Source organism: Priestia endophytica (assembly GCF_026790145.1).
Classification (GTDB): Bacteria; Bacillota; Bacilli; order Bacillales; family Bacillaceae_H; genus Bacillus_I; species Bacillus_I endophytica_A.
Map to the genome: position 1 here is coordinate 69925 of NZ_JALAMS010000032.1, position 26786 is coordinate 96710.

The window sequence follows — 26786 nt, forward strand, 5'->3', positions numbered from 1 at the left end:
TATTTTTTTATTTTACATCATAGCCTTGGTCGTCAATTGTTTCTTTAATTTCATCAAGCGTTGCTTTATCTTTATCAAATTCAACTGTTACAGCTTTTTCACTTAAATTCACGTCTACTTTTTTTACTCCGTTAAGTTCTCCAACACTACCTTCAATTGCTTTTACACAGTGGTTACATGACATACCTTCAACATTTAAAGTTACTTTTTCCATGTTCTCCATCTCCTTTATTTCATTAACCTCTTCATTGTTGTTAATAGCTCATCAACAATTTCTGGATCATCATTTTTAACACGTTCTACCACGCAATGTTTTAAATGACCTTCAAGCAATATTTTACTCACACTATTTAAAGCTGATTGAGCAGCTGCGATTTGTGTAATTACGTCATCACAATACGTATCTTTATCAATCAATCCTTTAATGCCGCGAATCTGACCTTCAACACGATTTAAGCGACTTGTTAAATTCTTTTTTACTTCTTCAGAATGATGACTTCTTCGCTCAGTTGAAATATGACAAAGATTTTCTTCTACAATTTTCTCTTCCTTCAATTATTCTCCCCCTTTCTATTCTAAGATTAACATACCCCCCTACCCTATGTAAAGAATGAAACTTCTATTTTTTGTCTTCCCTTTTTTACACTTTTTTATCTATAAAAACAAAAAATAAGAGCTTTAGCGCTCTTATTTTAAGCTATATTATTTAAATTTTACTTCTTTTAACTTTCCTGTTTGTTGTTTCTTTTGTAGAGGAAAACGCTGCTTTTCTAATCTGTCAATTTGAGTTATTTGTGAATCATGAACAACAATCTCCACCGAACCATATTCAATGCCTTGAAGTGATTGTACAATACGATCAATCCACTGTTGGTCAATTTGCTTTTCTCCCATAGAAAATCCCTCCATTTTTAATCTCGACTATTTCAGTCGAGTTTTAATTAAAAAAGACTCCTTTCATCTACACACCATTAATTGGAATTAGATAAGAAGGAGCCTTTAGTTGTCTAATCGGCATCTTTTAGTATGTAGTTTTATAACTTAGTAATTCAATTGGTTTTGTATGATTAATTGGATTATAGCCTATTCATGAAATGATGTCTACCTATTTTCTAAAAAAAGACAAAATTTGTAGTTAGTTTAATTGGATAGATTTTAAATTGCCTTTTAATAAATCATCAAGCGTAGTTTGTTCAAGTACATATGCAATTGTGTCCCGAACAAGAGTCCAAAGTGGCTTTAATAAGCAGGTCTTTTCAAGTGCACAAGGTTCATAAGCTGTTACACTAGCACAGCTCATTGGAGAAAGAGGTCCTTCTATTCTTCGAATGACTTCACCAATGTTAATGTCTTCAGGCTGTTTACTTAAAAAGTAACCGCCGTGTATACCACGTTTACTATCTACATATCCTAGTTTCTTAAGGGTAAGTAAAATTTTTTCTAGATATTTTACTGTAACAAGTGTTGCATCGGAAATATCGCTGATAGACATAAGCTCTTTCTTCTGTCCAAGAACAATAAGAGCACGCAGTGCATACTCACCTTTACTAGAGACTTTCATATTTCCACCCCTAAAACTTACTATACTTATCGGAATTATTATAATTATATCTATTTTCTAATTTATTGTCTACCCTAAAATAAATCTCTAGATATAAAAAAGTCGTTAAGAATTTCATCTTAACGACTAAAGAAGAACATCTCGTTTTCATATTACGTGTATAAATGAAAACACGCTTTATTCATTCACAGGAATGGTACGTTTTGCTTCATTAATAGATAACGCTAATAACTTATCAATACGTTCACTTATCTCCTCTTCAATCGTGTAATGTTCACTATTTATTTTCTCCACTTGCGTGTCTATAACATAGGCTCCACTTAAAATATTTGTTGCTCCAAGGGCTGATAACACAGGCTTTAATGCATAATCAATAGAAAGTAGATGTCCAAAAGAACCTCCTAGTACAAGTGGAACAACCGTTTTTCCCTGTAGTCCTTTCTGTGGTAACAGATCTAAGTAGGTTTTTAGAATCCCTGTATAAGCAGCTTTATAAACAGGTGTAAGGACAACAATAATGTGAGCATTTGCTACCTTTTCGTTAGCCCTTATAATTTCTTGACTCTGAAAATTAGCTGAAATCAAATCCTCTGCAGGTAAGTCTGCAACAAACACTGTTTCAGTTGAGATATTCTCTTTCTTAAAATACTGCTCGGCTTTGTCGAATAAACCTGTTAAACGTGATTTTTTACTGTTTCCTCCATAGATGATCAATGCATTTGTCATATTGTTATCTCCTTTCTTTAATGCTTGCGTAATGAATTTTCTTCAAGGTTATTTAAAAAATCATCAAACTTTCTTGCTAACCCTCCTTGCCCAAACTTCAAATACTTTGTACTTCCTTTTTTTATCCCTTTTTCTTCAAGGTAATTTAAAAATGCTAATAAATAGATACGACGAGAAAGAACATTAATAATACCGTGATTATAAAGCCAGTCTTCAATTGTATTAAACGTGCCTCTGTTAAGACCGTACCTTTGATAGCACCAATTATAAAAATGTACATTTGGTAAGTTAAGATATTCGCTTGTTTTGATCGATATTTTCGCTTCTGAATACAACTCTTGCATATTCTTTGTCCTCCTTTATTTGTTTAAGAAGTGAGTGAAGTGAAGAAAATTTTTGCTCAGCGCGGATGTAGAAAAGAGGAATGCATTTTAAATGTTGACCATATAAATCTCCTTCAAAATTTAGGAGGTGAATTTCAATTGTATGTTTAAGATCAGAGCCTATCGTTGGTTTGAAGCCTATGTTCATAATACCTTCGTACTTTTTGGAATTTACATGAACTTGCACACCGTAAACTCCATTTTGAAGCGAGGGAGATGAAGAAGCTACATTAGCTGTCGGAAATCCAAGCTTTCTTCCAATCTTCATACCATGAATTACTTCTCCACCAAACTCTTGCTTATTAATCCACTGTACATTTTTCTTAGTTTCCATCCTTATCACCCTTTACTTTAAAAATAAGAAAAGGCCTTTGATGTGTAAGATACACATCAAAGGCCTCTAGTTTTCTAGCCGGCAGATTTTAGATTAAACTCATCTTAAATCAATTATTCCTATTTGTAAAGTAGGTTTTAAATTTTCACTTCTTATCTCTTTTTATAAATTCTTCTCTTCTAATTCGTTTTTTTAATATGTTGTTGCTAGATTTTTAATACATCATGCTGTTGTTGCAAAAGGTATTTAGCACTGCTATACAAGAAATAAGCTCCTTTTATTAATGCTTTTTCGTTTATTGTAAAAGAAGGATGATGCCAATCTTCTGTTCCACTTGTTCCTAAAAACGCAAAAGCCCCCGGTACTTTCTCTAGATAATGAGCAAAGTCTTCTCCTGCCGTTGAAAGCTCTGGTTCAATAATTTCTAGCTCAGCACTTTTGGCTCCAGACTCTATTGCTTCAAGTATGCTGCAGTGATTAATCAGCGGCGGCGGCCCTTCATACCATTTGATATCTCCCTCCATTAAAAATGTATTAAATATATTTTCTAAAATGGTGTAGAAACGTTCTTTGACATGTGCACGCACTTCCTTATCAAATGTTCTCACTGTTCCCTCAATCGTCACAGAGCTTGGAATAACATTCCATGTATTTCCTCCCTCTATTCTTGTTACACTCACAACCGCATTTTTTAGCGGAGAAACATTTCGGCTTACAACGGTTTGTAAAGCTGTAATGATGTGAGCTGATGCTACAATTGGATCGTTTCCATTATGAGGAAGAGCCGCATGTGCTCCTTTTCCATTGATCACAACTTTAAAACGATCAACAGCCGCCATCAATGGGCCTCTTTTAATTCCTATTGTTCCAACTTGTAAGTCAGGCTTGTTATGAAGACCAATAATAGCCTCTACATCTTCCAAATGGCCTGCTTTAATAACCTTTTCTGCTCCAGCTCCGTATTCTTCAGCAGGCTGGAATAAGAGACGAACACTGCCCCTCAGTTGTTGTTCTTCTTTTTTTAATAAATAGGCCGCTCCAATAGCAGCCGCTGTATGAAAATCATGACCGCATGCGTGCATTTTTCCAGGTATTTTCGAAGAATATGGAAGGTCGGTATTCTCTTGAATGGGTAAAGCATCAATATCTGCTCTAATGGCCACAACAGGTCCCTCATTATTTCCGATGTTTGCAACAACTCCCGTTTTTAAAACTGGCTCTTCCAAGCGAATATCTTTGTCTATTAGCCATTCTTTAATTCTACTTGTTGTTTCAAATTCTTCATGAGAAAGTTCAGGGTATTGATGTAAAGACCTATAGATATGAATTAGATGTTCTTCAAGAACTTTGGCATTCATTTTCCTCTCCTCCTTTATATAAATCGTAGCGAAAACATTTCACAAGAATGGCTTGATTTGAAAACTCTTTTGAATAATCTCTCTTAAATCCCAACCGTTCATATAGTGAAATGGCCTCTTTCATCATCTCTCCAGAATGCAAATATAAGCACCTTGCTCCTTTATTCTTTGCATAAATCAGACTTTCTTTTAAAAGAGCCTTTGCCACGCCCCTTCCCCTTGCTTTTGGATGAACGGCTAATAAACGTACAATAGGATCAAAAATTTCAAGTTCTGGTTTGTTATAAGCTGTTTCCCCATTACAAAAAATTTGAAGAGTTCCGACTATCTCTTTTCCTTGTTTCGCAACTAAAATTCTGTCAATTCCTTGCTTTTCTAGGGAGTCACCTATATTTGCTTTGTACTCTTCCCATACACTTTTATCCTCATAATCTTTCTCATACTGTCCATAGCTCGCTAGTAGAAGAGCCCTTGTTTCCTCTTTTTCAAGCTCGCTCAACTTTGAAATAATAAGACGAGAGCCTATATCTACCTTCTTCATTTATATCGAGTACTCCACATCTCGATGCTCGCTTCTTATACTTTCTTCTCTTCCCATCACTCGATCTAAAATTTTCTTCTCAAAGTAAATAAAGTCATTATCTCTTGGTCTCGGTCTTGCTAATGAGATTTCAATATCCATTTCGATTCGTCCTTCTTCAATAAGAAGAACGCGATCTGCCAAAGCAACAGCTTCGCTCACATCATGGGTCACTAGAATGGCTGTAAAAGCTTTTTCAAACCATAATTGTTCAATTAGATTTTGCATCTCAATTCGCGTTAGTGCATCAAGTGCTCCTAGTGGTTCATCTAATAACAGAAGATTAGGGTCTGCGGCAAGCGCCCTTGCTAGTGATACACGCTGTTTTTGGCCTCCTGATAAAACCTGAGGCCACTTATTTCGTTTATCTGCTAATTTTACAGCTTGGAGAGCTTCAAAAGCTGTTTCCTCTGTTTTATCAACGGAGCAAATCCTCACGTTTTCAATTACTTTTTTCCATGGAAGCAGCCTCGGCTCTTGAAAAAGCACTCGAGTTTGCTCATTATATCCTTTTACTTCTGTACCATTTGCTTGCAAGTTTCCAGCTGACGGTTGCTCTAACCCTGCAATTAACCGGAGAAGCGTGCTTTTTCCACATCCACTCTTTCCAACAATGGCAATAAACTCTCCTTTTTGAATTTCTAAATTAATATTGTGCAAAACTGCTACTTCTCCAAATCGTTTTGATAGGTTTTGAATAGAAAGGTTCATCCCATTTGAAATGTTCTGCATAAAATATCCCCCTTTAATCTTTTGCAAAGTTCGGATGCCACTTAAGCCAGCTCTTTTCCATCCATTTTGCAACTGTATCTGATAACTTTCCCAACAACGCATAAATTAGGATACTAAGTACAATCACATCCATTTGCATAAACTCTCTTCCATTCATCGCCATAAAACCAATTCCAGAGTCTGCGGCAACCGTTTCAGCAACAATAAGGGTAAGCCACATCACACCGAGAGAATAACGAACTCCTACTAGAATAGAAGGAAGGGATCCTGGCAAAATAACATGCCAGAAAAGAGCCCTTTTATTTAAATTGTAGACTCTTCCCATCTCAGTTAAAGTAGGGTCAATGGAGCGAATGCCGTGAAAAGTATTTAAATATATTGGAAAGAAAACACCGAGAGAAATTAAAACAAGCTTGGCTGGTTCTGCAATCCCAAACCACAAAATCACAAGCGGAATTAGTGCTAGATGGGGAATATTTCGTACCATTTGAATCGAAGAATCTAACAATTTTTCCGATATGGTACTTAATCCATTTATCATGCCTAACGCTAATCCTAATCCTCCTCCAATCACAAACCCAGTGAATGCTCGCTTTGCACTGTCTCCAATATATTGAGTAAGTTCCCCTGTTTGTAAAAGGGTGATTAACGTATCTAAAACTTTTAAAGGCTGTGGAAACGTTTGTGCGCCGATAATACCTTTTGTTGTCACAACATGCCATGTTACTAATAACAAAAGTGGCAAAACCCAAGGTATGAGGTAGTGAAAAAAGAACCTTTTTTGTCTCATTAACTCCCCTCCCTATTTCTTTAATACTTTGGCTAATTCTTTATCAAACTTATTGCTCCAAAATGTTTTAGCATCTAAATCTTTCTCAATAATTCCCACATCTTTAAATGTTTCAATAATATCTTGCTGTGAATCTACTGTAACTTCAGAATTTGGAATAATTTTAGTCGGTTTCTGCGCTTCTCCTTCTTCTAGAGTCTGCAGCGCCTGTTTAACAGGCTGTTTTGTATTTGCAGCAACAATTTCAGCCCATTCTTCTTTATGCTGACGCTGCCACTCATACGCTTTATTAAGACGTGAGATATAATCTACAATTGCTTTATGCTTTTTAGGATCTTCAATTGCTGTTGTTGAAGCATTGAGTTGAAAATTTCCTGAGAGGATATTTTTAGCGCTGGCAACTGTCACAGCATCGTTTTCATGGGCTGATAAAATAGCATTACCATAGCTTGCTAGTGCATCGACCTTCCCACCAACTAATGCTGCAAGACCGTCAGATGTTGTAAGTTGGACTGGCTTAATATCTTCCCAAGAAAGACCAGCATCTTCTAACATCTTAATAAGAAAATAGTGTGACGTTGTATTATTTACGTAGGCTACTTTCTTTCCTTTTAAATCTTCAACTTTTTTAATTTTTGACCCTTTAGGTACAACTAGCTCTTGTTGAAGCGTGTGAGATTGTTGGGTAGCAATGACCTTGGAGTTCTCTCCCTTTTGGGATAAAGCAGAGAAAATAGGAGGAATCTCACTTGTTGCTCCAAAATCAATATGTCCAGCCGTCATAGCTTCTAAAATAAGATTGCCACCTTGAAATACGCTGTACTCCACCTTATACGGCGCATCATCTAATCCAGCTGCTTTTAGCGCTTCCTCATAAGATCCCCATCCTGTTTGAGCAACTTTTATGGTGACACCATCTAACTCTGAATCTTTCTTAGACTCCGATGCATTACTTCCTTGACTCGAACAACCGCTCAAAATCAAAACGATCAACAAACCCAATGCTAAAAAAATGTTCACTCTATTTTTCACTTTAGTTTGTCTCCTTTTCTAAAACTTTGTATTCCGATAAGTTTACTTATTATGAAGCAGTAGTGAACTTATAAACTTTCTATTTTTTTCGCCTTTCCTACTTTTTCTGCTTTTTTTACTGCTTTTATAAAACTTTGTTGATCAACAATAAATGTTAGCTGATCCAATGCTTGTTTTCTTAGTTTGACTTCATTGATAATTTGTTTTATCTCTTCACTCGAATCTTTTAATCCAAGTTCATCTAATGTTACGGGTGCTCCCCATTCGGCAATTCTTTCTGACAGCTGTTTAGCTTCATCTTCTTTTCCTTCCAAGAAAAGTTGAACAATTAATCCATAACCAACAAGCTCCCCATGAAGTGACTGATGTGCCCCATTAAATTGAGTTAAACCATTATGAAGAGAGTGAGCAAGAACAGCGCGCGGTGCGCCATCTGTAATGCTTCCTACCAATCCAGCAAGCTCAATAATACTATCAACAATAGCTTCAAAAGAAGCATTCACTTCCCTTTGTTCGTTAGCCGAAATGGCTTTTTCAGCATGTTGTGCAATAAGTTCTAAAGCTAATTTAGAAGTAGAAAGAGAAATATGAAAGGCTACGGATTCACGTTCATACTCTTCATGTGGTTTTAGTTCATACCATTTGGCTAAAGTATCAATGATACCAGCAATCAAAAATCGCTTTGGTGCTTCGGCTAAAAGTGCTAAATCGGCTAACACTAATGCTGGTGCCTGTTTTAAAAGCTGATGTCCGGTAGCTCTTCCATCCTTATCATAAAAAACGGACAAGGCAGACCAAGCAGCACACGTAGCTGCAACCGTTGGAACCGTTACAACGGTTTTATTCTCATCATCTCCAGCTGCTTTTGCGGCATCTAAAACACCTCCTCCTCCAACTCCAATAATGATTTCTGCATTTTTAGCATGTTGTTTGATTTTATCGATATTTTCTTCTGTGCAGTATCCTTTAAAAATAATAATCTCTGTTTTTACACCTGCTTCATCTAAACTTTTCATAAAAGAATCCTGTACTCCGCGAATTGCTTTTTCTCCTCCAACAACTAGAGCGCTTTTACTAATTGCTGCTACAAGTTCTCCTGCTGATTGTAAGATTCCAGCTTCACTAATATAATTTTTGGGCGTTTTAAATACTGGCATTCTCAACACTCCTATTATGTTTGAATTTTCTTATAATTTCTTTTAGAGATCTCACTACAAATTGATTTTCAGATTCTCTCCCTATCGTAATTCGAATCCAATCATCCATTCCAAAGTCTGCACCAGGTCTTATGGATATCCCTCTCTTCAGTAGTTCTTCAACTACTTTTTTGGCATCATGATGAACGTTCATCGTAATAAAGTTTGTTTTAGAAGGAATATACTCCCATCCTTCCTCCCTACAGTGCTGTTCATAAAAGGCTAATCCTTCTGCATTGTTCTCTAAACAATTTCTCTTAAACTCCTCATCTTGTAAACTAGCGTATGCCGCAACTTGTGCGATTTTATTAATATTAACAGGAATTCGAACTTTATCTAGCATACTGATTATTTCTTGACTACCTATCCCATAACCAATCCGCAAAGAAGCTAGGCCATATACTTTTGAAAAAGTTCTTAAAATAATTACATTAGAGTACTTTTGGATGATATCTATTGAATTTGGATAATCCTCTCCAACTGCATATTCATAATAAGCTTCATCTAAAACAACAACGATATCTTTTCGAATATCATGTAAAAAACTCTCCAATTCTTCATGTGAAAAGTGTGTGCCTGTTGGATTATTTGGGTTGCATAACCAAATCACTTTTGTTCTAGGTGTAATCGCTTCTTTTATATCTAACAATGCAATTTTATGGTGAACTAACGGTATGAAAAGAGGCGTACCACCTGAAGTTAATGTAACGTTTTTGTACCACCCAAAGCTTGGAGATGGAATTAATGAAACATCGCCTTCTTCAATGAAGGTTTGACCAATGAGAGTAATCAGCTCAAAAGATCCGTTTCCAAAGATAAGCTGATTCTCCTGAATATTATAAAGATTGCTTAGCGCCTCTCTTAAAAGCTGACATTTTGCATCTGGATATAGAAACAGTTCATTTTCCGTACTTTTCATCGCTTCTTTTACAAGCGATGAAACCCCCATTGTATTCTCATTCCCTGCTAGCTTTAATACTTTCTCTTGTTTATACTCTTGCTTGATTTGCTCAATTGTTTTTGCTTGTTGATATGTTGAGACTTTTTCAAGCTTTTCTCTCTGTTTATAAAGCATGTTGATGTACTCCTTTTCCAACATGATGTTGGTTATCGTAGTTATCACCTTCAAGTCGTTTTAAAAAGCGTTTCGTTCTTTCTTCTTTTGGTTTATAAAATATTTGCTCTGGCACTCCTTCTTCAACAATGATGCCTTCGTCCATAAACAGAACATAGTCAGCTACTTCTCTTGCAAAGTTCATCTCATGCGTCACGATAATCATTGTGATTCCTTCCTTAGCAATTTCCTTAATAACAGAAAGTACTTCTCCGACTAGCTCAGGATCAAGGGCGGATGTAGGTTCATCAAATAAAATGACTTTGGGGTTAAGAGCAAGAGCTCTTGCAATTCCAACTCGCTGTTGTTGCCCGCCGGAAAGCTGGCTTGGATAGTGGTGAAGTTTATTTTCTAGTCCTACTTTAGCAAGCATTTTTTTGCTTTGCTCTCTAGCGATTGATTTTTTCATTTTATGCACAACAACAAGCCCTTCCATTACGTTTTGAAGTACAGTTTTATGGGAAAACAAGTTGTAATGTTGAAAAACCATTGCAGATTGTCTGCGTAGTGCAATAATCTCCTTTTTCCGAACACTGTGAGCATCTAAACTTATCTCTCCAACAGATACAGTGCCTTCATCTGGTTTTTCAAGATAATTCAAGCACCGTAGCAACGTTGTTTTGCCGGATCCGCTCGGTCCGAGGATTGCCACAACTTTCCCATGCTCTACATTAAGACTAATGTCTTTTAATATCTCTTGCTCTCCAAACGACTTTTTAATTCCAACTAATTTAATCACCGAACTCCTCCTTTTGCGTATGAATACACCCTTTTTTCAATCCAAGATGACAACACTTCTATAAGAATCGTTAATCCCCAGTAAATCATCCCTGCTGCAATAAAGGCTTCTAGAAACTTTAAATTTGTAGATGCCACGATATTTGCTGCTCCTGTTATCTCTTTTTGAGAGACAATAAAAGCAATTGATGATGTATGCAAAAAGCCAACAAAAACATTAGTAAAGTTAGGAATAGACCCAGCAAAAGCCTGTGGTAAGACGATACGTCTCATTACTTGAAAAGTTGTCATGCCTGTTGCGTATGCAGCTTCTACTTGACCTTTTGGAAGACTGACAATGCCCGATCGGATTGTTTCCGATAAATAGGCCCCTGCGCTCAGTGACAAAGCAAAAAGGACAAATAAAGAAACAGGAATAGCATTTGTCTGTACGTTTATGTCCATTTCTCTCACTACTTTATCAATAAGAAGAGGAAGACCAAAGTAAATCAACATAACATGCATAATAATAGGTGTTCCTCTTAAAAAAGAAACATACATTTCCGCAAATGGTGCTAATATCCTCACCTTATAAATCCGAATAATAGCTAAAATTAACCCGAGAAGAAAGCCTGCACATAAAGGAATAAGCGTTAGCATTAAGGTAATCGGCAGTGCCTTAATAATTTCCGTTAATGCTGTCCAAATAAAGGGGATATCAATTGTCATTTTCTTCTTCCCTTTCTGCTTTTTAAGCTGATTTCATGACGCTTGGTTTATATCGATTTGCTCGTTTCTCAAATAATTGAAAACCTCTTTCCATAATCCATACAATCCCGTAGTAAATAATAGAAAGAGCGATATAAACTTCTAGAGCATGCATAGAAGATGCAACTAATGCTTCTCCTCGTCCAACCATATCCATTACACCAATTGTGAAAGCAAGGGATGTATCCTTTAAGGATCCAATCACTGTGTTTGCCATGTTAGGAAGTGCTATTCCTAATGCTTGGGGAATTACAATTCGTATAAAATTTTGTGTATCGCTCATCCCAATAGATAAAGCAGCTTCTGTCTGTCCTCTGTCAACAGCTCTAATTGCACTCCGGAAAATTTCAGAAAAAACAGCTCCATTACTAAGAGAATAAGTGATCATCACAAAATACATTGGATTAACTCTTGAAACGTCCCATCCAAATAACAATATGAAAGCTGGAATTCCATAGAATACTAGAAACAGCTGAATTAAAATTGGTGTTCCTCGCACAAAGGAAGCATAGAGTACAACAAGCTGAGAAAGGAAAGGAATCTTAAAAATTCTAGGGATGGCCGCTACCACCCCTATTATTATTCCAGCAATTGTTGAAAAGGCTACAATTTCAAGTGTAACGTATAGATAGGGAATGAGCTGTGATAGAAAAGTCCAAATTAAAGGGAAATCAAATGCTTTACCCACCTTGCTTTCCTCCTCGTTAGAAGTCTACTGTATAATCTTCACCAAGCCATTTCTTGCTTAATTTGCTCACTTCTCCCTCTTTCTTTAGTTCAGCTACCGCTTCATCAATTCGTTTCTGAAGCTTTGTTTCATCTTTACGTAACATAAAATACACGTTTGAATTTTGAACAGGATCGCCCACTACTTTTAATCCTGCATTAGCCTGTTCATTCTGCAATTTCACTCCAAATGGGGTATGAATGGTTGCATCTGCACGCCCTGTACGGATTTGGTTAATCGTATCGTCAGATCCTTGGCCAGAATAAACAATATTAATTCCTGCATTATGCTCTTTATTATACTTTTCGATGAAAACAGCTGAGTTACTTGTTGCACTTACGATGACTTTTTTTCCTTTCAAATCTTTAATAGACTGGATGTCTTTATTCTTCTCATTCACTGCTACTTGCAGCGGGAAAATATTATAAGGCTCTTTGCTAAAGAGAAACTTCTCCTCACGCTCTTTATTCACTTCCATTTGATGTGCAATAAAATCAATCTTATTGGTTTCTAAACTTAACAAAAGATTAGAAAAATCCATTGTTTTAAACTCAAATTCATATTCAGGTAGTTTCTTATCAATCTCGCGCACAAGCTCCACATCATAACCTGTAAGTTTCCCATTGTCATCGATGAAGCATATGTTTGGAAACTGTGTTCCTGTTCCAACAATAATTTTTTGAATCTTTTCCTTGTTTTCTCCATCAGAGCTTACTTTCTCAACTTGCGAGCATGCTGTTGTTAGTAAAGTAAATACAAGAGCTAAAAATAGACCCGCCTTTTTCTTCATCCTTGTTCTCCTATTCCTACATGATTATCTAATAAGTTATAAAGAGATGGATTTAGCACTTTCCGAAGAAAGACAATATCATCCCCTTCATGTACTTTTTCTTGAAAAGCTTGATACCCCCGTCGTTCATAGATTCCGACAAGCCACGGGTGGCGCTTAGCCGTAGCCAAATAAACAGCCGGTGCTTTGGCTTGCTCTCCGAGTATCTTCTCTTCTACATAAGAAAGCAATTTAGAGCCAACACCTTTTCGTTTAAACTTTGGATGAACAGCAAACCACCAAATAAAGGGATATGGGGCAATGTGCTCTGGATGTGTCCAAGGATATTGAACAGTCACAGTTGCCGCAATTTCTCCATCCCTCTCTAGTACATAAGAGGCATTCCTTGTTATGTTCTCAACCACAAGGTTTCTATCAGCTGTTGCTGCTGAAAATTTAATATTCAATTCTCGAATTGGTGCATAAGCTTGTAATGTTAGAGCATGGACTTGATCTACATCCTCAGTTTCTGCTAGACGAATAACATCTTTCATCACATTTCCCCCTTTATCTATTAAATCGATAAATTTAGTTGGTTTTAAGACAATAAAGAATCCTTTTCTTTTCTAATACGATTAATAGCTTCTTGCACATATTGAATACCAACTTTTGTAACAGCTTCATACACTTCACCTTTTCCAATTTCAACAACTGGAACATGACGCACTCCATATTTGATATCTAAAATATCGCGACGGTCATCAGCATTTGTTACATCAATATCCTGATAAGCTATGTTGTGGTTACTTAAGTATTCTTTCACCTCCGTGCAATAATGGCACCCTTTCTTTGACCAAACAGCAACTGAAAATGAATTTGACATGCTTATTTCCTCCTTTATTAAACTTTTTGTTTTGTATATTGATTTTCCTTAAACGGAAGACCTAAATTTGCTCGTAACGTATTCCCTTGATATTGACGACTATAATATCCTTTGCTTTCTAGAATAGGAAGAACATGTTCTGTGAAATCGTCCAAACCACTTGCAAGAACAGGTGACCCTAAAATAAAGCCATCAGCTCCCCCTTGTTCAACCCACGCAATTAGTTTTTCTGCTACTTCTTCATAAGTTCCAAACAAAGCGCTTTTTGGAGTTGTTACTTCTAATGCTACTTCTCGTAATGTTTGATTTTTCTCGCAGGCTCGCTGCTTAATTTTATCTGTTGTAGAACGAAAGCTATTTTGACCAACTTCTCCGATGTCGGGAAATGGTTCATCTAATGGATATACGCTAAAATCAAAATGATCAAAGAAACGCCCTAAATAGTTTAATGCTTCCTCAATTGAAACTAGGTTTTGAATCTCTCTATACTTCTCTTCTGCTTCTTCAACAGTAGCTCCAACAATGGGGTGGATACCCGGAAAGACTTTAATGTCTTCTTCATCCCTACCAAACGTTTTTGCTTTATTTTTTATGTCTTGGTAATATGCTTGTGCCTCTTCTAAAGATCCTGCATTTGTAAACACAGCATCTGCTTCTTTTGCAGCTAAATTCTTCCCTCTTTCAGAAGCCCCTGCTTGAAAAATCACGGGCTGACCTTGCTCTGATCGTTCAATATTAAGAGGACCTTTTACAAAGAAGAATTTCCCTTCATGATTTAATGTATGAAGCTTGTTTCGATCAAAAAATTCTCCTGTTTCGCGATTCCTTACAAAAGCACCATCCTCCCAGGAATCCCAAAGTCCCTTTACCACTTTTAAATATTCATCAGCTATCTCATAACGTTTTTTATGAGAAGGATGCTCTCCTTTATTATAGTTTTCAGCAGACCCCTCTAGCGGAGATGTCACAACATTCCAGCCAGCACGCCCTCCGCTAATTTTATCTAGTGAAGCAAACTGCCTTGCCACTGTAAATGGCTCACTATAAGAAGTTGATAATGTGCCAACTAAGCCAATTTTGGAGGTGACGGCTGCAAGTGCTGAAAGAATCGTAATTGGTTCAAAACGATTTAAAAAATGTGGAATTGATTTTTCATTAATAAATAAGCCGTCAGCTACAAATGCAAACGTGAATCCTGCTTCTTCAGCTTTCTCTATCATTGATCTATAGTAGCTTAAATTCACACTCGCATCTGCTGGAACAGATGGATCTTTCCATGCATTCATATGTCCCCCTGGACCATGTAGCATAATGCCAAACTTTATTTGCTTTTTAGAAGACATTTTCTTTCCTCTTTTCTTTGAGAGAATGTGCAGAACTTAATAGGTGAAATGAATGCTTCCTCGCTTGACGGTCTTCGATTGGAGTATGAAAAATAAATTCTTTCACACCATAATGCTCGTGATAATACTTTAGAACGCTATGAATATATTGAGGCGTTCCTGCTAATGTTTGTAGTTTCTGCTTTCTTATCTCGTACGCTTGACCTGATTGGATTCCAAATCCTTCAGCTTGTTCTAAAGAGTTAACGGTTGCGATTCGACCACTTTCTAAAGCCACTTTATAAATCATTTGATCGCTAACACGTTCCTCAGCTTCTTTTTGATGATCTGCAGCAAATACAGATATGGCCATCGCAAAATGTCCGTTTGGTGATAAGCTTCTGTATACCTCCGCTGCTTCTGTCCATGCTGTAGAATCGCTATTAATAAATTTAGCAAAAACAAAGTTCCAGCCGAACTTAGCAGCAATCTCAGCGCTTTTAGCACTTGCTCCTAACAAGTAATAGCGAGGATTTTCAGGAGGTTCTGGCGTTACATTCACTTCAGCTAGCGGATGATCTTGGGGGAGTTTTTTTCTAATAGCTCATAAAGTGAACTTAATCGTTTTTCAAAATCTTCCCCATCATTCACTGTGCCAAATTGTAAAGCTTTTGTGGATAAAGGTAAGCCACCAGGGGCTTTGCCAATCCCTAAATCAACTCTTTTCGGAGCTAAAGCAGATAAAACACTGAAGTTCTCAGCCACTTTATATGGACTGTAATGCTGAAGCATAACACCTCCGGATCCAATCCGAATTTTATTCGTTTTTGCTAATAAGTAAGCCATCAGCACTTCTGGCGAAGATCCCGCTAGCTTTTCTGCATTATGATGTTCAGAAACCCAAAAGCGATGATATCCCCATTTTTCTGCTTCTTGTGCTAACTCGACTGTTTTCTGTAAAGCATGGAATGCCGTTTCCCCTTCGTATATAGGGCTTTGGTCAAGTAAACTTATTTTGTATTCCATCTTTTCATCTCCCTAATCCAACTTTTTTCATAAGGATAGTAAGTTTTTTCTAATTGACACTTATCCTACCATCTACATTTCATAAAATAAATGCTTTTGATGATAGAAAGATTTATTGTATTTATAGAAAAAATAAATACATTTATATAGCTTCTGCTTGCTCGCTTTTCTCTTCAAAAGATTCGATTACGTTCCAAAGGTGATCCCATAAATAAGGAGGGTTTGCTCCATAGTACGTTCCATATACTTGCTGTTTTATATTTAAAATATGGTCTGTTTCAATCGTAACCAGCGTCCCTTTCTTCAGTTCTTCTTTTATACATAAGGAAGGTAAAAACCCAATCCCTTTATTATGTTGAATAAGTGATTTAGCTACTTCTAAGTGACCAATTCGAAATTCAATACGAGGACTAACATTTGCCGCTTCAAACATCTTATGAATTCTATTCCAATCAAAAGCGCCACATTCAAAGAAGACAAGAGGATCTTCAGATAAATCGTCCACATTAATATTTTTCTTATTCGCCAAAGGATGATCTGGATGACAAACAAGGCGAACGGAATTATCAAGTACAGGACTTTGATAAATTGCATCGCGGCTCATTTCTTTTAAGAAGGCAATGTGAATCTCTTTCCGAATGAGTTGATCCACAAGTATCTCATTTGTTGCCGTTATAAATGTAAAATGGACATCAGGAAGAGCTTCCTTCCACAAAGGTAAAATATGAGGAATAAAGTATTGAGAAGAGATGGGATTAGCTCCTATGACTATTTCCTTTTGGATAAGTTCTTTACTAAGCTGCTTCTTCGCTTTTTCATACGTTTGCACAATTTGTTCAGCATACGAAAAAAATTCTCGCCCTTTTTCTGTTAGTTTAATTCCTCTTCCACTTCGTTTAAATAATGCCTGCCCAAGCTCACGCTCAAGTGTCTTTATTCGAGCCGTTACCGTTGGTTGTGATAGAAATAAAGCATCTGCTGCTTTATGAATACTGTTTAGATGCACTGCGTAAATAAAAGCTTCTATGTGATCAATATTCATCTTCTTTCTCTCCTTCTAAAAAAGCGCCTGAATTTAATTATTCAGGCACTTTTTTGATCATTAATTTTTAAATTAACTGTTTTTTAATATCTTTCGCTAAAATATCATTTCCAATCGCTTCGCCAATGTTTCCACGTGAACGTCCAATATCTTCACCAACTCCGAAAGATAAGAGCGGAAAAACAAGCTCTGCAAAACGATAAGATTCTTCTAAATGCGGATACCCGGAGAAAATAAAGCTTTCAATTCCCATTTCTTGGTACTCTCTAATTCTTGCAGCAACTGTCTGGGCATCTCCAACAAGAGCGGTACCCGCTCCCCCGCGCACGAGACCAATTCCAGCCCATAAGTTCGGACTAATTTCTAAGTCAGCTTCTTTTCCTTTCTTATGAAGATCAGCCATTCGATTTTGACCTGTGGAATCATGTCGACTTAACCGTTGCTGTGCTTGCTCAATAATCTCATCATCTAAATATGAAATAAGCTTATTAGCAGCAGCCCATGCTTCTTCATTTGTTTCACGTACAATAACGTGAAGACGAATACCAAACTTTACTGTTCGACCTTCCTTAGCCGCTTTTTCGCGAACGCTTTTTATCTTCTCCTTTACTTGTTCTGGTGGTTCTCCCCATGTTAGGTACACATCAGAATGTTCTGCTGCCACATTCTGCCCTGCTTCTGAGGATCCACCAAAGTAAACAGGTGGTGTTGGTTGTTGAACAGGTGGGAAGATAAGCTCTCCCCCTTGAGAAGAAATATGCTTACCTTCGAAATGAACTTTATCTCCTTTTAAAAGACTACGCCAAACTTTCAAAAATTCATCAGTTGCTTCATATCTTTCGTCATGAGAAAGGAAAACACCATCACCTGCAAGCTCAACCGGATCTCCCCCTGCTACAACGTTGATCAGCAGGCGACCATTTGATATACGATCAAGAGTAGATGTCATCCGAGCGGCAACAGATGGAAGCATAAGGCCTGGTCTAACAGCTACTAAAAACTTTAGACGTTGCGTCTCAGCCGCAAGGGCAGCTGCTGTTAGCCAAGGGTCTTCGCATGACTTTCCAGTTGGAATCAAAACACCCGTATATCCTAATCTGTCCGCTGCTTGTGCAACTTGACGAAAATAAGTATGATCAGCTTCTCTTCCTCCAATTTGTGTTCCTAAATATCGACCATCACCATGTGTTGGAATAAACCATAAAATTTCCATTTTTATCGCTCCTTTAGATTTGTTTTATTAACCTTTGAAACTATCTCGCCATTTTAATAGCTTTCGTTCAAATAAGCGTACAAGTGAGTCTGTTGCTTTTCCGACAACTGCAAAGATGATAATCCCTACGAATACTTTATCTGTTAGTGAATATAAGCGCGCATCCATAATCATGTAGCCAATCCCAGCGCTTGAACCCATAAGCTCAGCTACAACAAGGCCAAGCCAAGCAATTCCAAGTGATAAGCGCACACCTAGTAAAATATTAGGAAGGGCAGCAGGAAGAATCAGCTTTGTAATTTTATCTTTAAAACTAAATTCTAAAACTCTAGCAACATCAAACAGTTTCGTATCGACACTTCTTATTCCAAGAAACGTATTAATATAGATTGGAAAGAACGCTCCAAGAGCAATTAATAATACTTTGGAAATTTCATCAAATCCAAACCATAGAATAAAAAGCGGCGTTACAGCTAAATGCGGAACTGTGCGTAACATTTGAAGAGTTGGATCAATATACGCCTCTGTTTTTTTAGAAAACCCTGTTAGGATTCCAAAAATTAATCCAAGGCTACCACCAAGTAGAAAACCAAGCGCTGCTCTTATGATACTAATTTTCATATTGCTAAAAAGCTCTCCAGATAACGTAAGTTCATAAAAGGAAGAAAGAATAGCCATTGGTGTTGGTAAAATATTAGCCGAAACAAGACCAATGCTCCCTATATACTGCCAAACAGCAAGGATAACAGCTGGCAAAGCACATCCTTTTATCCATAACGGTATACCTCTTTTTCCCTTTAGTTTTCTTGTTTTCCCTTCTCTTTGCACTTGGACATAGGCTGCTGTTTTCACTTTTCATCCTCCTCTCTTACTTTTTTCACGAAAGTATTATCAACTACTTTGGATACATCAATCTCTTTATTAATTGCCCCTATTTCATATTGGAAATCAGCCGTATTTTGCTGATCTTTAATAATTTCTTTTGAAATGGGAACATTAAATTGTTTTGTATTTTTTAAGACGTTCGCCACTACTTTTTCATCTAAGTTTTTCGTCTTCGCATAAATTGCAACAGCTTCGTCGTTGTGAGCATTCTGCCATTTTACAGTTTTGTCGTACACTTTCATAAACGTTTCCAATTCTTTTGGATGGTCTTTAATAAATTGTTCTCTAGCAATTGCAAAATTAGGAGAGTATGTACCAACCGTTTCTCCATCTGCTAGTATTTTAGCGTCATGTTCAATCGTTTGAAGTGAAATAAATGGTTCCCAGATTGACCACGCATCCACAGAACCATTCTGAAAAGCAGGCATTGCTTCATCTGGCTGAAGTTGAATAATTTCTACCTCTTTAGGAGAAATTCCAGCTTTCTTTAATGCTTTGTGAAGGAAGTCAAACCCACTGCTTCCTTTTGCAACAGCAATCTTCTTTCCTTTTAAATCTTTGAGTGACTTAATACTGCTGTTTTTATTGACTAAAATAGCGTTACCTTTCACTCCATCTGATGTCATCGCAATTTCTTTAAATGGGACGCCACCAGCCTGCCCTCCAATAACAGGTGAATTTCCTACTAGTGTCACATCCAGTTTTCCACCTGCAATCCCTTCAAATTGAGGTGGTCCACTTTGGAACTCTGTCCATTTCACCTTAATCCCTTCTTTTTCAAACGCTTCTTCAAACCACTTCTTTTCTTTTGCAATCCATAGCGGTGTTAGGCTTTGTTGAATGCCAATATTAATTTCTTTTAATTTTCCAGGTTCTGCTGAACTTTTAGCAGAGCAAGCTGATAACAACAGTGCAGCTGCTATTACTAACAACCATTTCTTCATTAAAATCCCTCCTAAATTCCTGATCCTTGTTCATAGACCACTTCTTTTGTTTTTTCAAATTCTTTTAACACTTCCTGACGGAGATACTGGAAAGATGAATCAGTTCGATCTCTTGGAAAAGAAAGCTTAATAGGCATAACTTTCTGAAGGGCACCTGGCTTTGCTCTTAAAATCGCAAGCTTTGTACCTAAATAAATGGACTCATCAATATCATGGGTAACTAAAATCATCGTAATTTTTTTCTTCTGCCAAATTTGCAGCAAAACATCTTGAAGATGCTTTCTCGTGAACGCATCAAGCGCTCCAAATGGTTCATCAAGCAGTAATACCTCTGGTTCTCGAATAAGTGCGCGAGCAATAGCTACACGCTGAGACATGCCTCCTGACAGTGCTGATGGATATGCTTTTTCGTATCCATCTAAGCGAACAATTTGAATAATCTCTGCTACTTTTTGCTTAACTTTTGGATCTCGCAAATTCAAATCTGCTGCAATGTTCTGTTCAACGGTTAACCATGGAAACAACCTGTGTTCTTGAAAAATAAATCCTTGATTGATTCCAGGCTCTACAATCCTTCTATTTTCAATATGAACTTTCCCAATATAGTCAGTATCGAGACCAGCTATAATTTTTAATAGTGTGCTTTTTCCACATCCGCTTGGACCAATAATAGTTAAAAACTCACCTTGTTTAATTTCTAAACTAATATCATCAATTACTACATTGCGCTTTTCATCACTTATAAATGCTTTTTCATTTACAACAATTGAAACCGCCACTTTTCTTCTCCTCCTTATGAAAAAACTCCCTATCTAAATAAGATAGAGAGCTTTCGGTTGTTCCGATCAGCCTTTTTCAATATGTGTTTACAGTCATTCACAAAAGCATCAACTCCTTTAGTAGCAACAAAAAAAGCACACGCTTCTGTAAAAGAAACATGTGCTTTCGGTGTTCCGATCAGCTATATGAAATATATAATTTTATATCCAATTAATTCTATAGGGATTATAATATATAAATTTTCTTTCTTCGTCAATCCTTTTTTTAAAAAAATTTAAATCTAAAAAGCCTTTAAATTTTAAGGGCTTTTTTATTCTTTTATTCTCCTTTTAGCAATGCCACTTCCTCATCTGTTAACTCGCGGTACTGTCCAAGCTCAAGTTCTTCATCTAGTTTTAGTTCTCCCATTGAGAGGCGTTTGAGATAAATCACTTTTTTCCCTACGGATTCGAACATTCTCTTAACTTGATGAAACTTTCCTTCTGTAATTGTTAAGTGAATAACAAACGTTTCTCCACTCTCAATAATCTCTAGCACCCCTGGTTTCGTAACATATCCATCATCAAGTGTTACACCGTTTTTAAAAGCTTCCACATCTTCCTCAGTCACTTCTGAGTTAATGTGAGCTAAATACGTTTTTGGGACGTGCTTTTTCGGTGAAAGAAGCTGGTGAGACAGCTTGCCATCGTTTGTTAATAAAAGAAGGCCTTCTGTATCTTTATCAAGCCTACCAACTGGAAAAGGTTCAAAAACAGCATCTTCCGGTTCTAATAAATCAACAACAGTTGGTTGGGACACATCTTCTGTCGCTGAAATAAGTCCTTGTGGCTTATGTAGCATAAGATAAATAAATTCTCGATATACAACTTCTTCGTTATAAACTGTAACCTCTTGTTCTTCAGGATTTACATGTTGTTTCGCATCTTTTACAGGTATTCCATCAACTTTAACAGCTCCTGATTTCAATAATGATTTTACTTCTTTCCGACTACCATATCCAATATTCGCTAAAAGCTTGTCAATTCTCATGACAAATACCTCCTATTTTTAAAAAAACTAGACTCTTACCTATACATCTAATCAATCTTTTTCATACTTTATTGTGAACCTAGATGGAAAGGAGAAATTCTATGTATCCTTATTATTATGATTATCGTCAACAACCACAAGGCTTCTTCCCTAACCTTTCAAATATTAATCGACGCCTTGACAGAATTGACAACCGCCTTGACAGAATCGACAACCGCCTTAATGATCATGATCGTAAATTACGCCAACTAAATCGGCGCTTGCGTCGTGTTGAACGTCAAATCGGTTTCTCAGTCTTTGGCACAGACGAAGACTTCTAAAATGATAATAAAATGGCGCTAAGATTAGCGCCATTTTACTTTCTATTGTTCTCTTACTTTATTACGTTTAAAACGGCGGGTGATTTTATTCACAAATCCATCTCCAAACACAATGTTTAGTAAACGAGATTTGTAAGCAAGTCCTAAATATAGAGCTCCGCCAATGCCAACTCCGGCAAATGAGATCAGTCCAGCAGCAATTCGTCCGTCTTTGTACGATACAAAAGAAGACAAGCCAAGCTGTACAAGCCATACAGCAAGAGCCATAATAGCTACAAATAGAATAATCAAAATGGATCGCTTTACAAAGAGCGTAAATTTATATGCTGCGTGTTTTTGAATCATATAGAACGTGTAAGCAATAGCTACAAAATAGCCAAGTGCTGTTGCAAGAATAGAACCTGTTGCTTGCAAATAATACGTAAGCGGAAAGTTAAAAACAATCTTTACTAGCAAACCAAGTACTAAACTAATAACAGCATAACGTTGCTTGTTAATACCTTGTAAGATAGCTGCATTGACTGTAAAGAATGAGAAGAACAGAGCAAGCGGTGCGTACGTTGCTAGCATCTGACCTCCTAAGTCACTTGTGCTATACATAAGGGCATAAATAGGATACGCAAGAACGCACATCCCGATAACTGCTGGTAATACTAAAAACATAATAGTTTGATATGTTTGATCAATTTGGTTTTTTAATGTTCTGCGTCTTCCGTTAATATAGGAATCCGTAATTGTTGGAACAAGCGTTAACCCAAACGCTGTTGCAATAGACACAGGAATCATCACAAGCTTCGGCACCCATCCAAATGTGATACCAAAAAGCGTTTCAGCCGTGTCTTTATGTCCTGCTGCAACCATTGCTCTATTAAACATAAATTGATCAACGTATTGGAACAAAGGAATAGCTAGTCCTACAAACACAAATGGACCTGCATAAGAAAATAGCTCTTTAAACATATCTCGCGTTGAAATGTTAGCAGGCTCAACGCTTTGTTCGAGCAATTTATCAAAGTGTTTCTTACGTTTTTTCCAATACCAATAAAGAACAGCTAATCCACCAAGTGCGCCAATAAAGGCTGCAAATGTAGCAAATCCAACAGCTGTTGCAATGCGTCCATTTAACATCTTAATAATAATGTAGCTTGACGCTAATAAGAAAACAACGCGTGCAATCTGCTCGATAACTTGTGAAACGGCTGTCGGTCCCATTGAACCATTTCCTTGGAAAAATCCGCGGATAAGACTCATTGTTGGAACTACAATGATGGCCACGCTAACCATCCGAATAACCATGACAACATCGTCAAGTGAGTTATCAAGGCCATTTCCCCCTAGCATTAATTCTGCAATAACTGGTGAGAGAAAAAATAGAGCTGCAAAAACGGTTACTCCCATAATCATGGTGAACTTCATTCCACTTTTGAACATCCGCATACTTGTATGATAATCTCCAAGTGCGTTATATTTAGAAACGAACTTAGAAACCGCTAGCGGAACTCCCGCTGTTGCGATACTCAAATAAATTGTATACTGTCCATAGCCATATTGAAAAAGGGCTCCCCCTTTGTTTCCAACAAGACTTTCAAATGGAAAAACATAAATCATCCCGAGTACTCGCGCAATGTATGTACCGAGTGTTAAAATAAGTGTTCCTTGCAATAGTTTTGAATTAGACATATTGGTGCCTCCAAAAAAAGCTGACTCAACTATTGATAATAGAGATATCTTTGCATTTACGCAAGTGATTATATTAGGTAGGCTGGTGAAATAATTGTTAAATTATGATGTCATTGTCATTGGTGGTGGGCCATCAGGCTTGATGGCTGCTATCTCTGCAGCAGAAGAAGGAGCAAAAGTGTTGCTCGTTGATAAAGGAAATAAGTTAGGTCGAAAATTAGCAATATCAGGTGGCGGACGCTGTAATGTCACAAACCGACTTCCTGTTGATGAAATTATTAAACACATTCCAGGAAATGGCCGCTTTTTATATAGTGCCTTTTCGGTATTCAACAATGAAAACATTATTGAATTTTTTGAGGGACTTGGGGTGAAGCTGAAGGAAGAAGACCACGGGCGCATGTTTCCCGTTTCTAACAAAGCTCAATCAGTTGTTGAAGCCCTATTAAATCATTTAAGAAGACTTGGTGTAACAACAAAAACGAATACACCTGTCAAGAAAGTTCTATTTGAAAATGGAGCTGTAAAAGGAGTTCTATTTGAAAATGGAGAAGAAATGTTAAGTAAAAGTGTTGTTATTGCCGTTGGAGGTAAATCTGTTCCACATACAGGCTCAACTGGTGATGGATATGCATGGGCAAAAGAGGCTGGGCATACGATTACAGACTTATACCCAACAGAAGTCCCACTTACATCAAATGAGCCATTCATTAAACAAAAGACACTTCAAGGACTTGCCCTACGTGATGTAGCTCTTAGTGTATTGAATAAAAAAGGCAAAGCAGTCATTACTCATAAAATGGACATGCTTTTTACTCATTTTGGAGTTTCAGGGCCCGCAGTTCTGCGCTGTAGCCAATATGTCGTAAAAGAGCAAAAGAAACGAAAAAACGAACCAATCACATTAACAATTGATAGCTTTTCAGAAAAAAATAAAGAAGAGCTCTTCCAGTCCATCGTAAAAATGATGAAAGAAGAGCCGAAAAAAGCGATTAAAAATGTATTAAAAGGGCTTGTCCCAGAACGCTTCCTTCTTTTCCTTTTAGAAAGAGTAGGAATTCCTGAACAAGAAGCTTGTGGACAAGTCCCTCATGAAAAAGTGCGTTCACTTGTTGAAGGTTTTAAACAGTTCTCGTTTACTGTTAATGGTACACTTTCAATTGAAAAAGCTTTTGTAACAGGTGGTGGCGTTTCTACAAAAGAAATTCATCCAAAAGAAATGTCCTCAAAATTAATGGATGGTCTTCACTTCTGTGGGGAAATTTTAGATATTCATGGCTATACGGGAGGATACAACATTACAGCGGCCTTTGTAACAGGTCGCCTTGCAGGACATAGTGCAGCAGTGCATTCCTCACAAACAACATAAGTTAAAAGGCTGACGCGTAATACGTCAGCCTTTTTTATACATAACAAGAGCAGAGAAGCAGTAGACTTGATCTTTTTCTGTCATCGCTGTTGCTACATTGTATTTGATATCAATAATTTGTTCATCTGATAGTGTTTTTAAAAAACGATTTATCGCCTCTTCTAAATCCCCTTCATGTTCTTTATCAAAAATTTTCACTTTCATTTCTCTTCCTCCTCTACTATTTCTTTTTTATAATTACGAGAAAAAAGAGCAAATTATGTTAGCAAGAAAATAACCATAAAGATTTGACTTATTAGTTGAGAAAGATTATCATTATATTATCTTACTGGATAAGATAATTTCTTAGAGGAGGATGTAATAATGTTTGTTATGAATGCAAGTTTTGAAATAGATAAAGAACATGAAGATCGCTTAGCTCATAAGGCAAAGAAAAATAAACAGGAAATTCTAGAAGCTGATGGTGTAGTTTCATTTGAATGCTGGCGTAAAGAGCATCGAGAATCGGTTGAATATGTTTTTGTTTCAAAATGGGAAAAGCAAGAGGACTTTAAAGCTTGGATTTCTCGTGAAGAGCATGTTGAGGAACATAAGGAAATGAACAAGAAGAAAAAAGTGGAAGAACCTGCTGTAAAAATTAAAAAGACGCTTCGTTCATTTGAGACATTAGAAATAAATTAAAAAAGGGAGGGGATAGCCTCCCTTTTTTAATACAAATCTAAACGTTGATCTGTTATGACTGGAATATGATTTCTAACTTCTTCTACTTCGTCTAATGATAGCTCAATATGGTATACTTCTTCCTCATCATTTCCTTCTAAAAGCACTCTTCCTAATGGATCAATCACCATTGAGTTTCCAGGAAACTCCGTATCCCCACTTTTTCCACATCTGTTAACAGCAACAATAAAGCATTGATTTTCAATTGCTCTTGCAATTAAAAGGTGTCTCCAATGATCAAGGCGTGCCGTAGGCCATTGAGCAACATTCACAAGCAGACTTGCCCCTTCATTTACAAGTTTACGAGAAAGCTGTGGAAATCTAAGATCATAGCAAATCATTAATCCTATTTTCATATCCTCGTAATCTAATAAACCTACTTTTTCTCCTGCTTGTAAATATTTGTGTTCATCCATTAAGCGGAAAAGGTGTATTTTCTCATAACTTAATAGCTCCCTGCCGTCTCTACTGAACACAAACATTGTATTTTTAAAATCTTTTTGCCGAGAGCGTGTAAGTGTACTTCCTCCGATGATCATCACATTATATTTTTTAGCAAAAGAAGAGAGAAATTCTTTTGTTCGCTCTCCGTTTGGATCTGCTACTTCGTCAGCTTTTTCTAATGCATATCCACTGTTCCACATTTCTGGAAGCACAATCATATCAGGCTGCTTCTCAATCGCTTTCGTCATCAACTTCTCTATGTTCCTAAAGTTTTGATCTGGATCTCCAATCTTCACATCTGCTTGAATAAGAGCTATTTTCAAAGGGATAACCTCCTGAACA

General features: G+C 36.9%; 34 protein-coding genes and 1 pseudogene. 3 read left to right on the top strand and 32 right to left on the bottom strand.

Annotated elements, in window-relative coordinates; all coding sequences use genetic code 11:
* Positions 1-7: 7 nt before the first annotated feature.
* The 29 genes and pseudogenes from copZ to MOC86_RS20680 form a co-directional block, all read right to left on the bottom strand.
* Complete coding sequence (copZ, locus tag MOC86_RS20545; RefSeq protein ID WP_268585858.1) at positions 8-214, bottom strand: copper chaperone CopZ; 207 nt, start codon at positions 212-214, stop codon at positions 8-10.
* A 14-nt stretch (positions 215-228) separates the two neighbouring features.
* Positions 229-555 (bottom strand): metal-sensitive transcriptional regulator, encoded by a 327-nt coding sequence (locus tag MOC86_RS20550; RefSeq protein WP_326847751.1) that lies wholly within the window; start codon positions 553-555, stop codon positions 229-231.
* A 147-nt stretch (positions 556-702) separates the two neighbouring features.
* Positions 703-894 carry a YezD family protein gene (locus MOC86_RS20555; protein WP_019391140.1) on the bottom strand — a complete coding sequence of 64 codons (192 nt, stop codon included), beginning with the start codon at positions 892-894 and terminating at the stop codon, positions 703-705.
* A 241-nt stretch (positions 895-1135) separates the two neighbouring features.
* On the bottom strand, positions 1136-1561 hold the full coding sequence (locus MOC86_RS20560) for an RrF2 family transcriptional regulator (RefSeq protein ID WP_268585859.1): 426 nt from the start codon (positions 1559-1561) through the stop codon (positions 1136-1138).
* A 177-nt stretch (positions 1562-1738) separates the two neighbouring features.
* Entirely contained in the window at positions 1739-2287 is a 549-nt protein-coding gene (ssuE, locus tag MOC86_RS20565) for an NADPH-dependent FMN reductase (protein WP_268585860.1), read from the bottom strand.
* 17 nt (positions 2288-2304) lie between these two features.
* Entirely contained in the window at positions 2305-2631 is a 327-nt protein-coding gene (locus MOC86_RS20570; protein WP_268585861.1) for a hypothetical protein, read from the bottom strand.
* Positions 2576-3004: a riboflavin kinase gene (locus tag MOC86_RS20575; RefSeq protein ID WP_268585862.1), complete on the bottom strand. Its 429-nt coding sequence runs from the start codon at positions 3002-3004 to the stop codon at positions 2576-2578. The genes MOC86_RS20570 and MOC86_RS20575 overlap by 56 nt, the downstream gene beginning before the upstream one ends.
* Positions 3005-3210: 206 nt before the next feature.
* Entirely contained in the window at positions 3211-4362 is a 1152-nt protein-coding gene (locus MOC86_RS20580; protein WP_268585863.1) for an amidohydrolase, read from the bottom strand.
* The gene (locus tag MOC86_RS20585) at positions 4343-4903 is read right to left on the bottom strand and encodes a GNAT family N-acetyltransferase (RefSeq protein WP_268585864.1); all 561 of its coding nucleotides are present in this window, start codon (positions 4901-4903) and stop codon (positions 4343-4345) included. The genes MOC86_RS20580 and MOC86_RS20585 overlap by 20 nt, the downstream gene beginning before the upstream one ends.
* On the bottom strand, positions 4904-5674 hold the full coding sequence (locus tag MOC86_RS20590; protein WP_268585865.1) for an ATP-binding cassette domain-containing protein: 771 nt from the start codon (positions 5672-5674) through the stop codon (positions 4904-4906).
* A 13-nt stretch (positions 5675-5687) separates the two neighbouring features.
* Positions 5688-6464 (bottom strand): ABC transporter permease subunit, encoded by a 777-nt coding sequence (locus MOC86_RS20595; RefSeq protein ID WP_268585866.1) that lies wholly within the window; start codon positions 6462-6464, stop codon positions 5688-5690.
* Between the two features lie 12 nt (positions 6465-6476).
* Positions 6477-7496, bottom strand: a complete 1020-nt coding sequence (locus MOC86_RS20600) for an ABC transporter substrate-binding protein (protein WP_268585867.1) — start codon at positions 7494-7496, stop codon at positions 6477-6479.
* A 68-nt stretch (positions 7497-7564) separates the two neighbouring features.
* Positions 7565-8653, bottom strand: coding sequence for an iron-containing alcohol dehydrogenase family protein (locus MOC86_RS20605; RefSeq protein ID WP_268585868.1), 1089 nt, complete (start codon positions 8651-8653; stop codon positions 7565-7567).
* Positions 8640-9767 (bottom strand): histidinol-phosphate transaminase, encoded by a 1128-nt coding sequence (gene hisC, locus MOC86_RS20610; RefSeq protein WP_268585869.1) that lies wholly within the window; start codon positions 9765-9767, stop codon positions 8640-8642. The genes MOC86_RS20605 and hisC overlap by 14 nt, the downstream gene beginning before the upstream one ends.
* Complete coding sequence (locus MOC86_RS20615; protein WP_268585870.1) at positions 9757-10545, bottom strand: amino acid ABC transporter ATP-binding protein; 789 nt, start codon at positions 10543-10545, stop codon at positions 9757-9759. Before MOC86_RS20615 ends, hisC begins: the two co-directional genes overlap by 11 nt.
* Positions 10542-11252: an amino acid ABC transporter permease gene (locus tag MOC86_RS20620; RefSeq protein ID WP_268585871.1), complete on the bottom strand. Its 711-nt coding sequence runs from the start codon at positions 11250-11252 to the stop codon at positions 10542-10544. Before MOC86_RS20620 ends, MOC86_RS20615 begins: the two co-directional genes overlap by 4 nt.
* Before the next feature lie 22 nt (positions 11253-11274).
* Positions 11275-11979, bottom strand: a complete 705-nt coding sequence (locus MOC86_RS20625) for an amino acid ABC transporter permease (protein WP_268585872.1) — start codon at positions 11977-11979, stop codon at positions 11275-11277.
* Between the two features lie 16 nt (positions 11980-11995).
* Entirely contained in the window at positions 11996-12808 is an 813-nt protein-coding gene (locus MOC86_RS20630; RefSeq protein WP_268585873.1) for an amino acid ABC transporter substrate-binding protein, read from the bottom strand.
* Positions 12805-13341 (bottom strand): GNAT family N-acetyltransferase, encoded by a 537-nt coding sequence (locus tag MOC86_RS20635; RefSeq protein WP_268585874.1) that lies wholly within the window; start codon positions 13339-13341, stop codon positions 12805-12807. Before MOC86_RS20635 ends, MOC86_RS20630 begins: the two co-directional genes overlap by 4 nt.
* 44 nt (positions 13342-13385) lie before the next feature.
* A complete protein-coding gene (locus MOC86_RS20640; RefSeq protein ID WP_268585875.1) occupies positions 13386-13670 on the bottom strand; it encodes a glutaredoxin family protein in 285 nt (94 codons plus the stop codon).
* Positions 13671-13687: 17 nt separating this feature from the next.
* Complete coding sequence (locus tag MOC86_RS20645) at positions 13688-15013, bottom strand: LLM class flavin-dependent oxidoreductase (protein WP_268585876.1); 1326 nt, start codon at positions 15011-15013, stop codon at positions 13688-13690.
* The gene (locus tag MOC86_RS27410) at positions 15003-15554 is read right to left on the bottom strand and encodes a hypothetical protein (protein ID WP_326847752.1); all 552 of its coding nucleotides are present in this window, start codon (positions 15552-15554) and stop codon (positions 15003-15005) included. The genes MOC86_RS20645 and MOC86_RS27410 overlap by 11 nt, the downstream gene beginning before the upstream one ends.
* Before the next feature lie 5 nt (positions 15555-15559).
* On the bottom strand, positions 15560-16018 hold the full coding sequence (locus MOC86_RS27415) for an MsnO8 family LLM class oxidoreductase (RefSeq protein ID WP_326847753.1): 459 nt from the start codon (positions 16016-16018) through the stop codon (positions 15560-15562).
* Positions 16019-16160: 142 nt separating this feature from the next.
* On the bottom strand, positions 16161-17060 hold the full coding sequence (locus tag MOC86_RS20655; RefSeq protein WP_268585877.1) for a LysR family transcriptional regulator: 900 nt from the start codon (positions 17058-17060) through the stop codon (positions 16161-16163).
* 67 nt (positions 17061-17127) lie between these two features.
* Entirely contained in the window at positions 17128-18273 is a 1146-nt protein-coding gene (gene ssuD / locus MOC86_RS20660; protein ID WP_268585879.1) for an FMNH2-dependent alkanesulfonate monooxygenase, read from the bottom strand.
* Between the two features lie 27 nt (positions 18274-18300).
* Positions 18301-19132 (bottom strand): annotated as a pseudogene (locus MOC86_RS20665) (ABC transporter permease).
* Entirely contained in the window at positions 19122-20102 is a 981-nt protein-coding gene (locus MOC86_RS20670) for an aliphatic sulfonate ABC transporter substrate-binding protein (RefSeq protein WP_268585882.1), read from the bottom strand. Before MOC86_RS20670 ends, MOC86_RS20665 begins: the two are co-directional and overlap by 11 nt.
* An 11-nt stretch (positions 20103-20113) precedes the next feature.
* The gene (locus MOC86_RS20675; RefSeq protein ID WP_268585884.1) at positions 20114-20881 is read right to left on the bottom strand and encodes an ABC transporter ATP-binding protein; all 768 of its coding nucleotides are present in this window, start codon (positions 20879-20881) and stop codon (positions 20114-20116) included.
* 319 nt (positions 20882-21200) lie between these two features.
* Entirely contained in the window at positions 21201-21911 is a 711-nt protein-coding gene (locus MOC86_RS20680; RefSeq protein ID WP_268585885.1) for a pseudouridine synthase, read from the bottom strand.
* A gap of 83 nt (positions 21912-21994) precedes the next feature.
* On the opposite strand from MOC86_RS20680, the gene MOC86_RS20685 reads away from it, so the two are divergent.
* Entirely contained in the window at positions 21995-22231 is a 237-nt protein-coding gene (locus tag MOC86_RS20685) for a hypothetical protein (RefSeq protein ID WP_268585887.1), read from the top strand.
* A 42-nt stretch (positions 22232-22273) separates the two neighbouring features.
* On the opposite strand, the gene MOC86_RS20690 is transcribed toward MOC86_RS20685, so the two are convergent.
* Positions 22274-23911, bottom strand: coding sequence for a putative polysaccharide biosynthesis protein (locus MOC86_RS20690; protein ID WP_268585888.1), 1638 nt, complete (start codon positions 23909-23911; stop codon positions 22274-22276).
* A gap of 94 nt (positions 23912-24005) precedes the next feature.
* Here MOC86_RS20690 and MOC86_RS20695 point away from each other — a divergent pair, with 94 nt between their 5' ends.
* Positions 24006-25280 carry an NAD(P)/FAD-dependent oxidoreductase gene (locus MOC86_RS20695; protein ID WP_268585889.1) on the top strand — a complete coding sequence of 425 codons (1275 nt, stop codon included), beginning with the start codon at positions 24006-24008 and terminating at the stop codon, positions 25278-25280.
* 24 nt (positions 25281-25304) lie between these two features.
* Here MOC86_RS20695 and MOC86_RS20700 read toward each other — a convergent pair whose 3' ends face one another.
* A complete protein-coding gene (locus tag MOC86_RS20700; protein WP_268585890.1) occupies positions 25305-25484 on the bottom strand; it encodes a sporulation protein Cse60 in 180 nt (59 codons plus the stop codon).
* A gap of 159 nt (positions 25485-25643) precedes the next feature.
* Between MOC86_RS20700 and MOC86_RS20705 the strand changes: the two genes are divergently transcribed.
* Positions 25644-25961, top strand: a complete 318-nt coding sequence (locus MOC86_RS20705; RefSeq protein WP_268585891.1) for an antibiotic biosynthesis monooxygenase family protein — start codon at positions 25644-25646, stop codon at positions 25959-25961.
* Between the two features lie 26 nt (positions 25962-25987).
* On the opposite strand, the gene MOC86_RS20710 is transcribed toward MOC86_RS20705, so the two are convergent.
* Positions 25988-26767: a carbon-nitrogen family hydrolase gene (locus tag MOC86_RS20710; protein WP_268585892.1), complete on the bottom strand. Its 780-nt coding sequence runs from the start codon at positions 26765-26767 to the stop codon at positions 25988-25990.
* Between the last annotated feature and the right edge of the window lie 19 nt (positions 26768-26786).

Coding starts and splice junctions, on each gene's coding strand:
- copZ (WP_268585858.1), bottom strand. CDS start 214: ATGGAAAAAGTAACTTTAAATGTTGAAGGTATGTCATGTAACCACTGT.
- MOC86_RS20555 (WP_019391140.1), bottom strand. CDS start 894: ATGGGAGAAAAGCAAATTGACCAACAGTGGATTGATCGTATTGTACAA.
- MOC86_RS20560 (WP_268585859.1), bottom strand. CDS start 1,561: ATGAAAGTCTCTAGTAAAGGTGAGTATGCACTGCGTGCTCTTATTGTT.
- ssuE (WP_268585860.1), bottom strand. CDS start 2,287: ATGACAAATGCATTGATCATCTATGGAGGAAACAGTAAAAAATCACGT.
- MOC86_RS20570 (WP_268585861.1), bottom strand. CDS start 2,631: ATGCAAGAGTTGTATTCAGAAGCGAAAATATCGATCAAAACAAGCGAA.
- MOC86_RS20575 (WP_268585862.1), bottom strand. CDS start 3,004: ATGGAAACTAAGAAAAATGTACAGTGGATTAATAAGCAAGAGTTTGGT.
- MOC86_RS20580 (WP_268585863.1), bottom strand. CDS start 4,362: ATGAATGCCAAAGTTCTTGAAGAACATCTAATTCATATCTATAGGTCT.
- MOC86_RS20585 (WP_268585864.1), bottom strand. CDS start 4,903: ATGAAGAAGGTAGATATAGGCTCTCGTCTTATTATTTCAAAGTTGAGC.
- MOC86_RS20590 (WP_268585865.1), bottom strand. CDS start 5,674: ATGCAGAACATTTCAAATGGGATGAACCTTTCTATTCAAAACCTATCA.
- MOC86_RS20595 (WP_268585866.1), bottom strand. CDS start 6,464: ATGAGACAAAAAAGGTTCTTTTTTCACTACCTCATACCTTGGGTTTTG.
- MOC86_RS20605 (WP_268585868.1), bottom strand. CDS start 8,653: ATGCCAGTATTTAAAACGCCCAAAAATTATATTAGTGAAGCTGGAATC.
- hisC (WP_268585869.1), bottom strand. CDS start 9,767: ATGCTTTATAAACAGAGAGAAAAGCTTGAAAAAGTCTCAACATATCAA.
- MOC86_RS20620 (WP_268585871.1), bottom strand. CDS start 11,252: ATGACAATTGATATCCCCTTTATTTGGACAGCATTAACGGAAATTATT.
- MOC86_RS20630 (WP_268585873.1), bottom strand. CDS start 12,808: ATGAAGAAAAAGGCGGGTCTATTTTTAGCTCTTGTATTTACTTTACTA.
- MOC86_RS20635 (WP_268585874.1), bottom strand. CDS start 13,341: ATGAAAGATGTTATTCGTCTAGCAGAAACTGAGGATGTAGATCAAGTC.
- MOC86_RS20640 (WP_268585875.1), bottom strand. CDS start 13,670: ATGTCAAATTCATTTTCAGTTGCTGTTTGGTCAAAGAAAGGGTGCCAT.
- MOC86_RS20645 (WP_268585876.1), bottom strand. CDS start 15,013: ATGTCTTCTAAAAAGCAAATAAAGTTTGGCATTATGCTACATGGTCCA.
- MOC86_RS27415 (WP_326847753.1), bottom strand. CDS start 16,018: ATGGAATACAAAATAAGTTTACTTGACCAAAGCCCTATATACGAAGGG.
- MOC86_RS20655 (WP_268585877.1), bottom strand. CDS start 17,060: ATGAATATTGATCACATAGAAGCTTTTATTTACGCAGTGCATCTAAAC.
- ssuD (WP_268585879.1), bottom strand. CDS start 18,273: ATGGAAATTTTATGGTTTATTCCAACACATGGTGATGGTCGATATTTA.
- MOC86_RS20670 (WP_268585882.1), bottom strand. CDS start 20,102: ATGAAGAAATGGTTGTTAGTAATAGCAGCTGCACTGTTGTTATCAGCT.
- MOC86_RS20680 (WP_268585885.1), bottom strand. CDS start 21,911: ATGAGAATTGACAAGCTTTTAGCGAATATTGGATATGGTAGTCGGAAA.
- MOC86_RS20685 (WP_268585887.1), top strand. CDS start 21,995: ATGGAAAGGAGAAATTCTATGTATCCTTATTATTATGATTATCGTCAA.
- MOC86_RS20690 (WP_268585888.1), bottom strand. CDS start 23,911: ATGTCTAATTCAAAACTATTGCAAGGAACACTTATTTTAACACTCGGT.
- MOC86_RS20700 (WP_268585890.1), bottom strand. CDS start 25,484: ATGAAAGTGAAAATTTTTGATAAAGAACATGAAGGGGATTTAGAAGAG.
- MOC86_RS20705 (WP_268585891.1), top strand. CDS start 25,644: ATGTTTGTTATGAATGCAAGTTTTGAAATAGATAAAGAACATGAAGAT.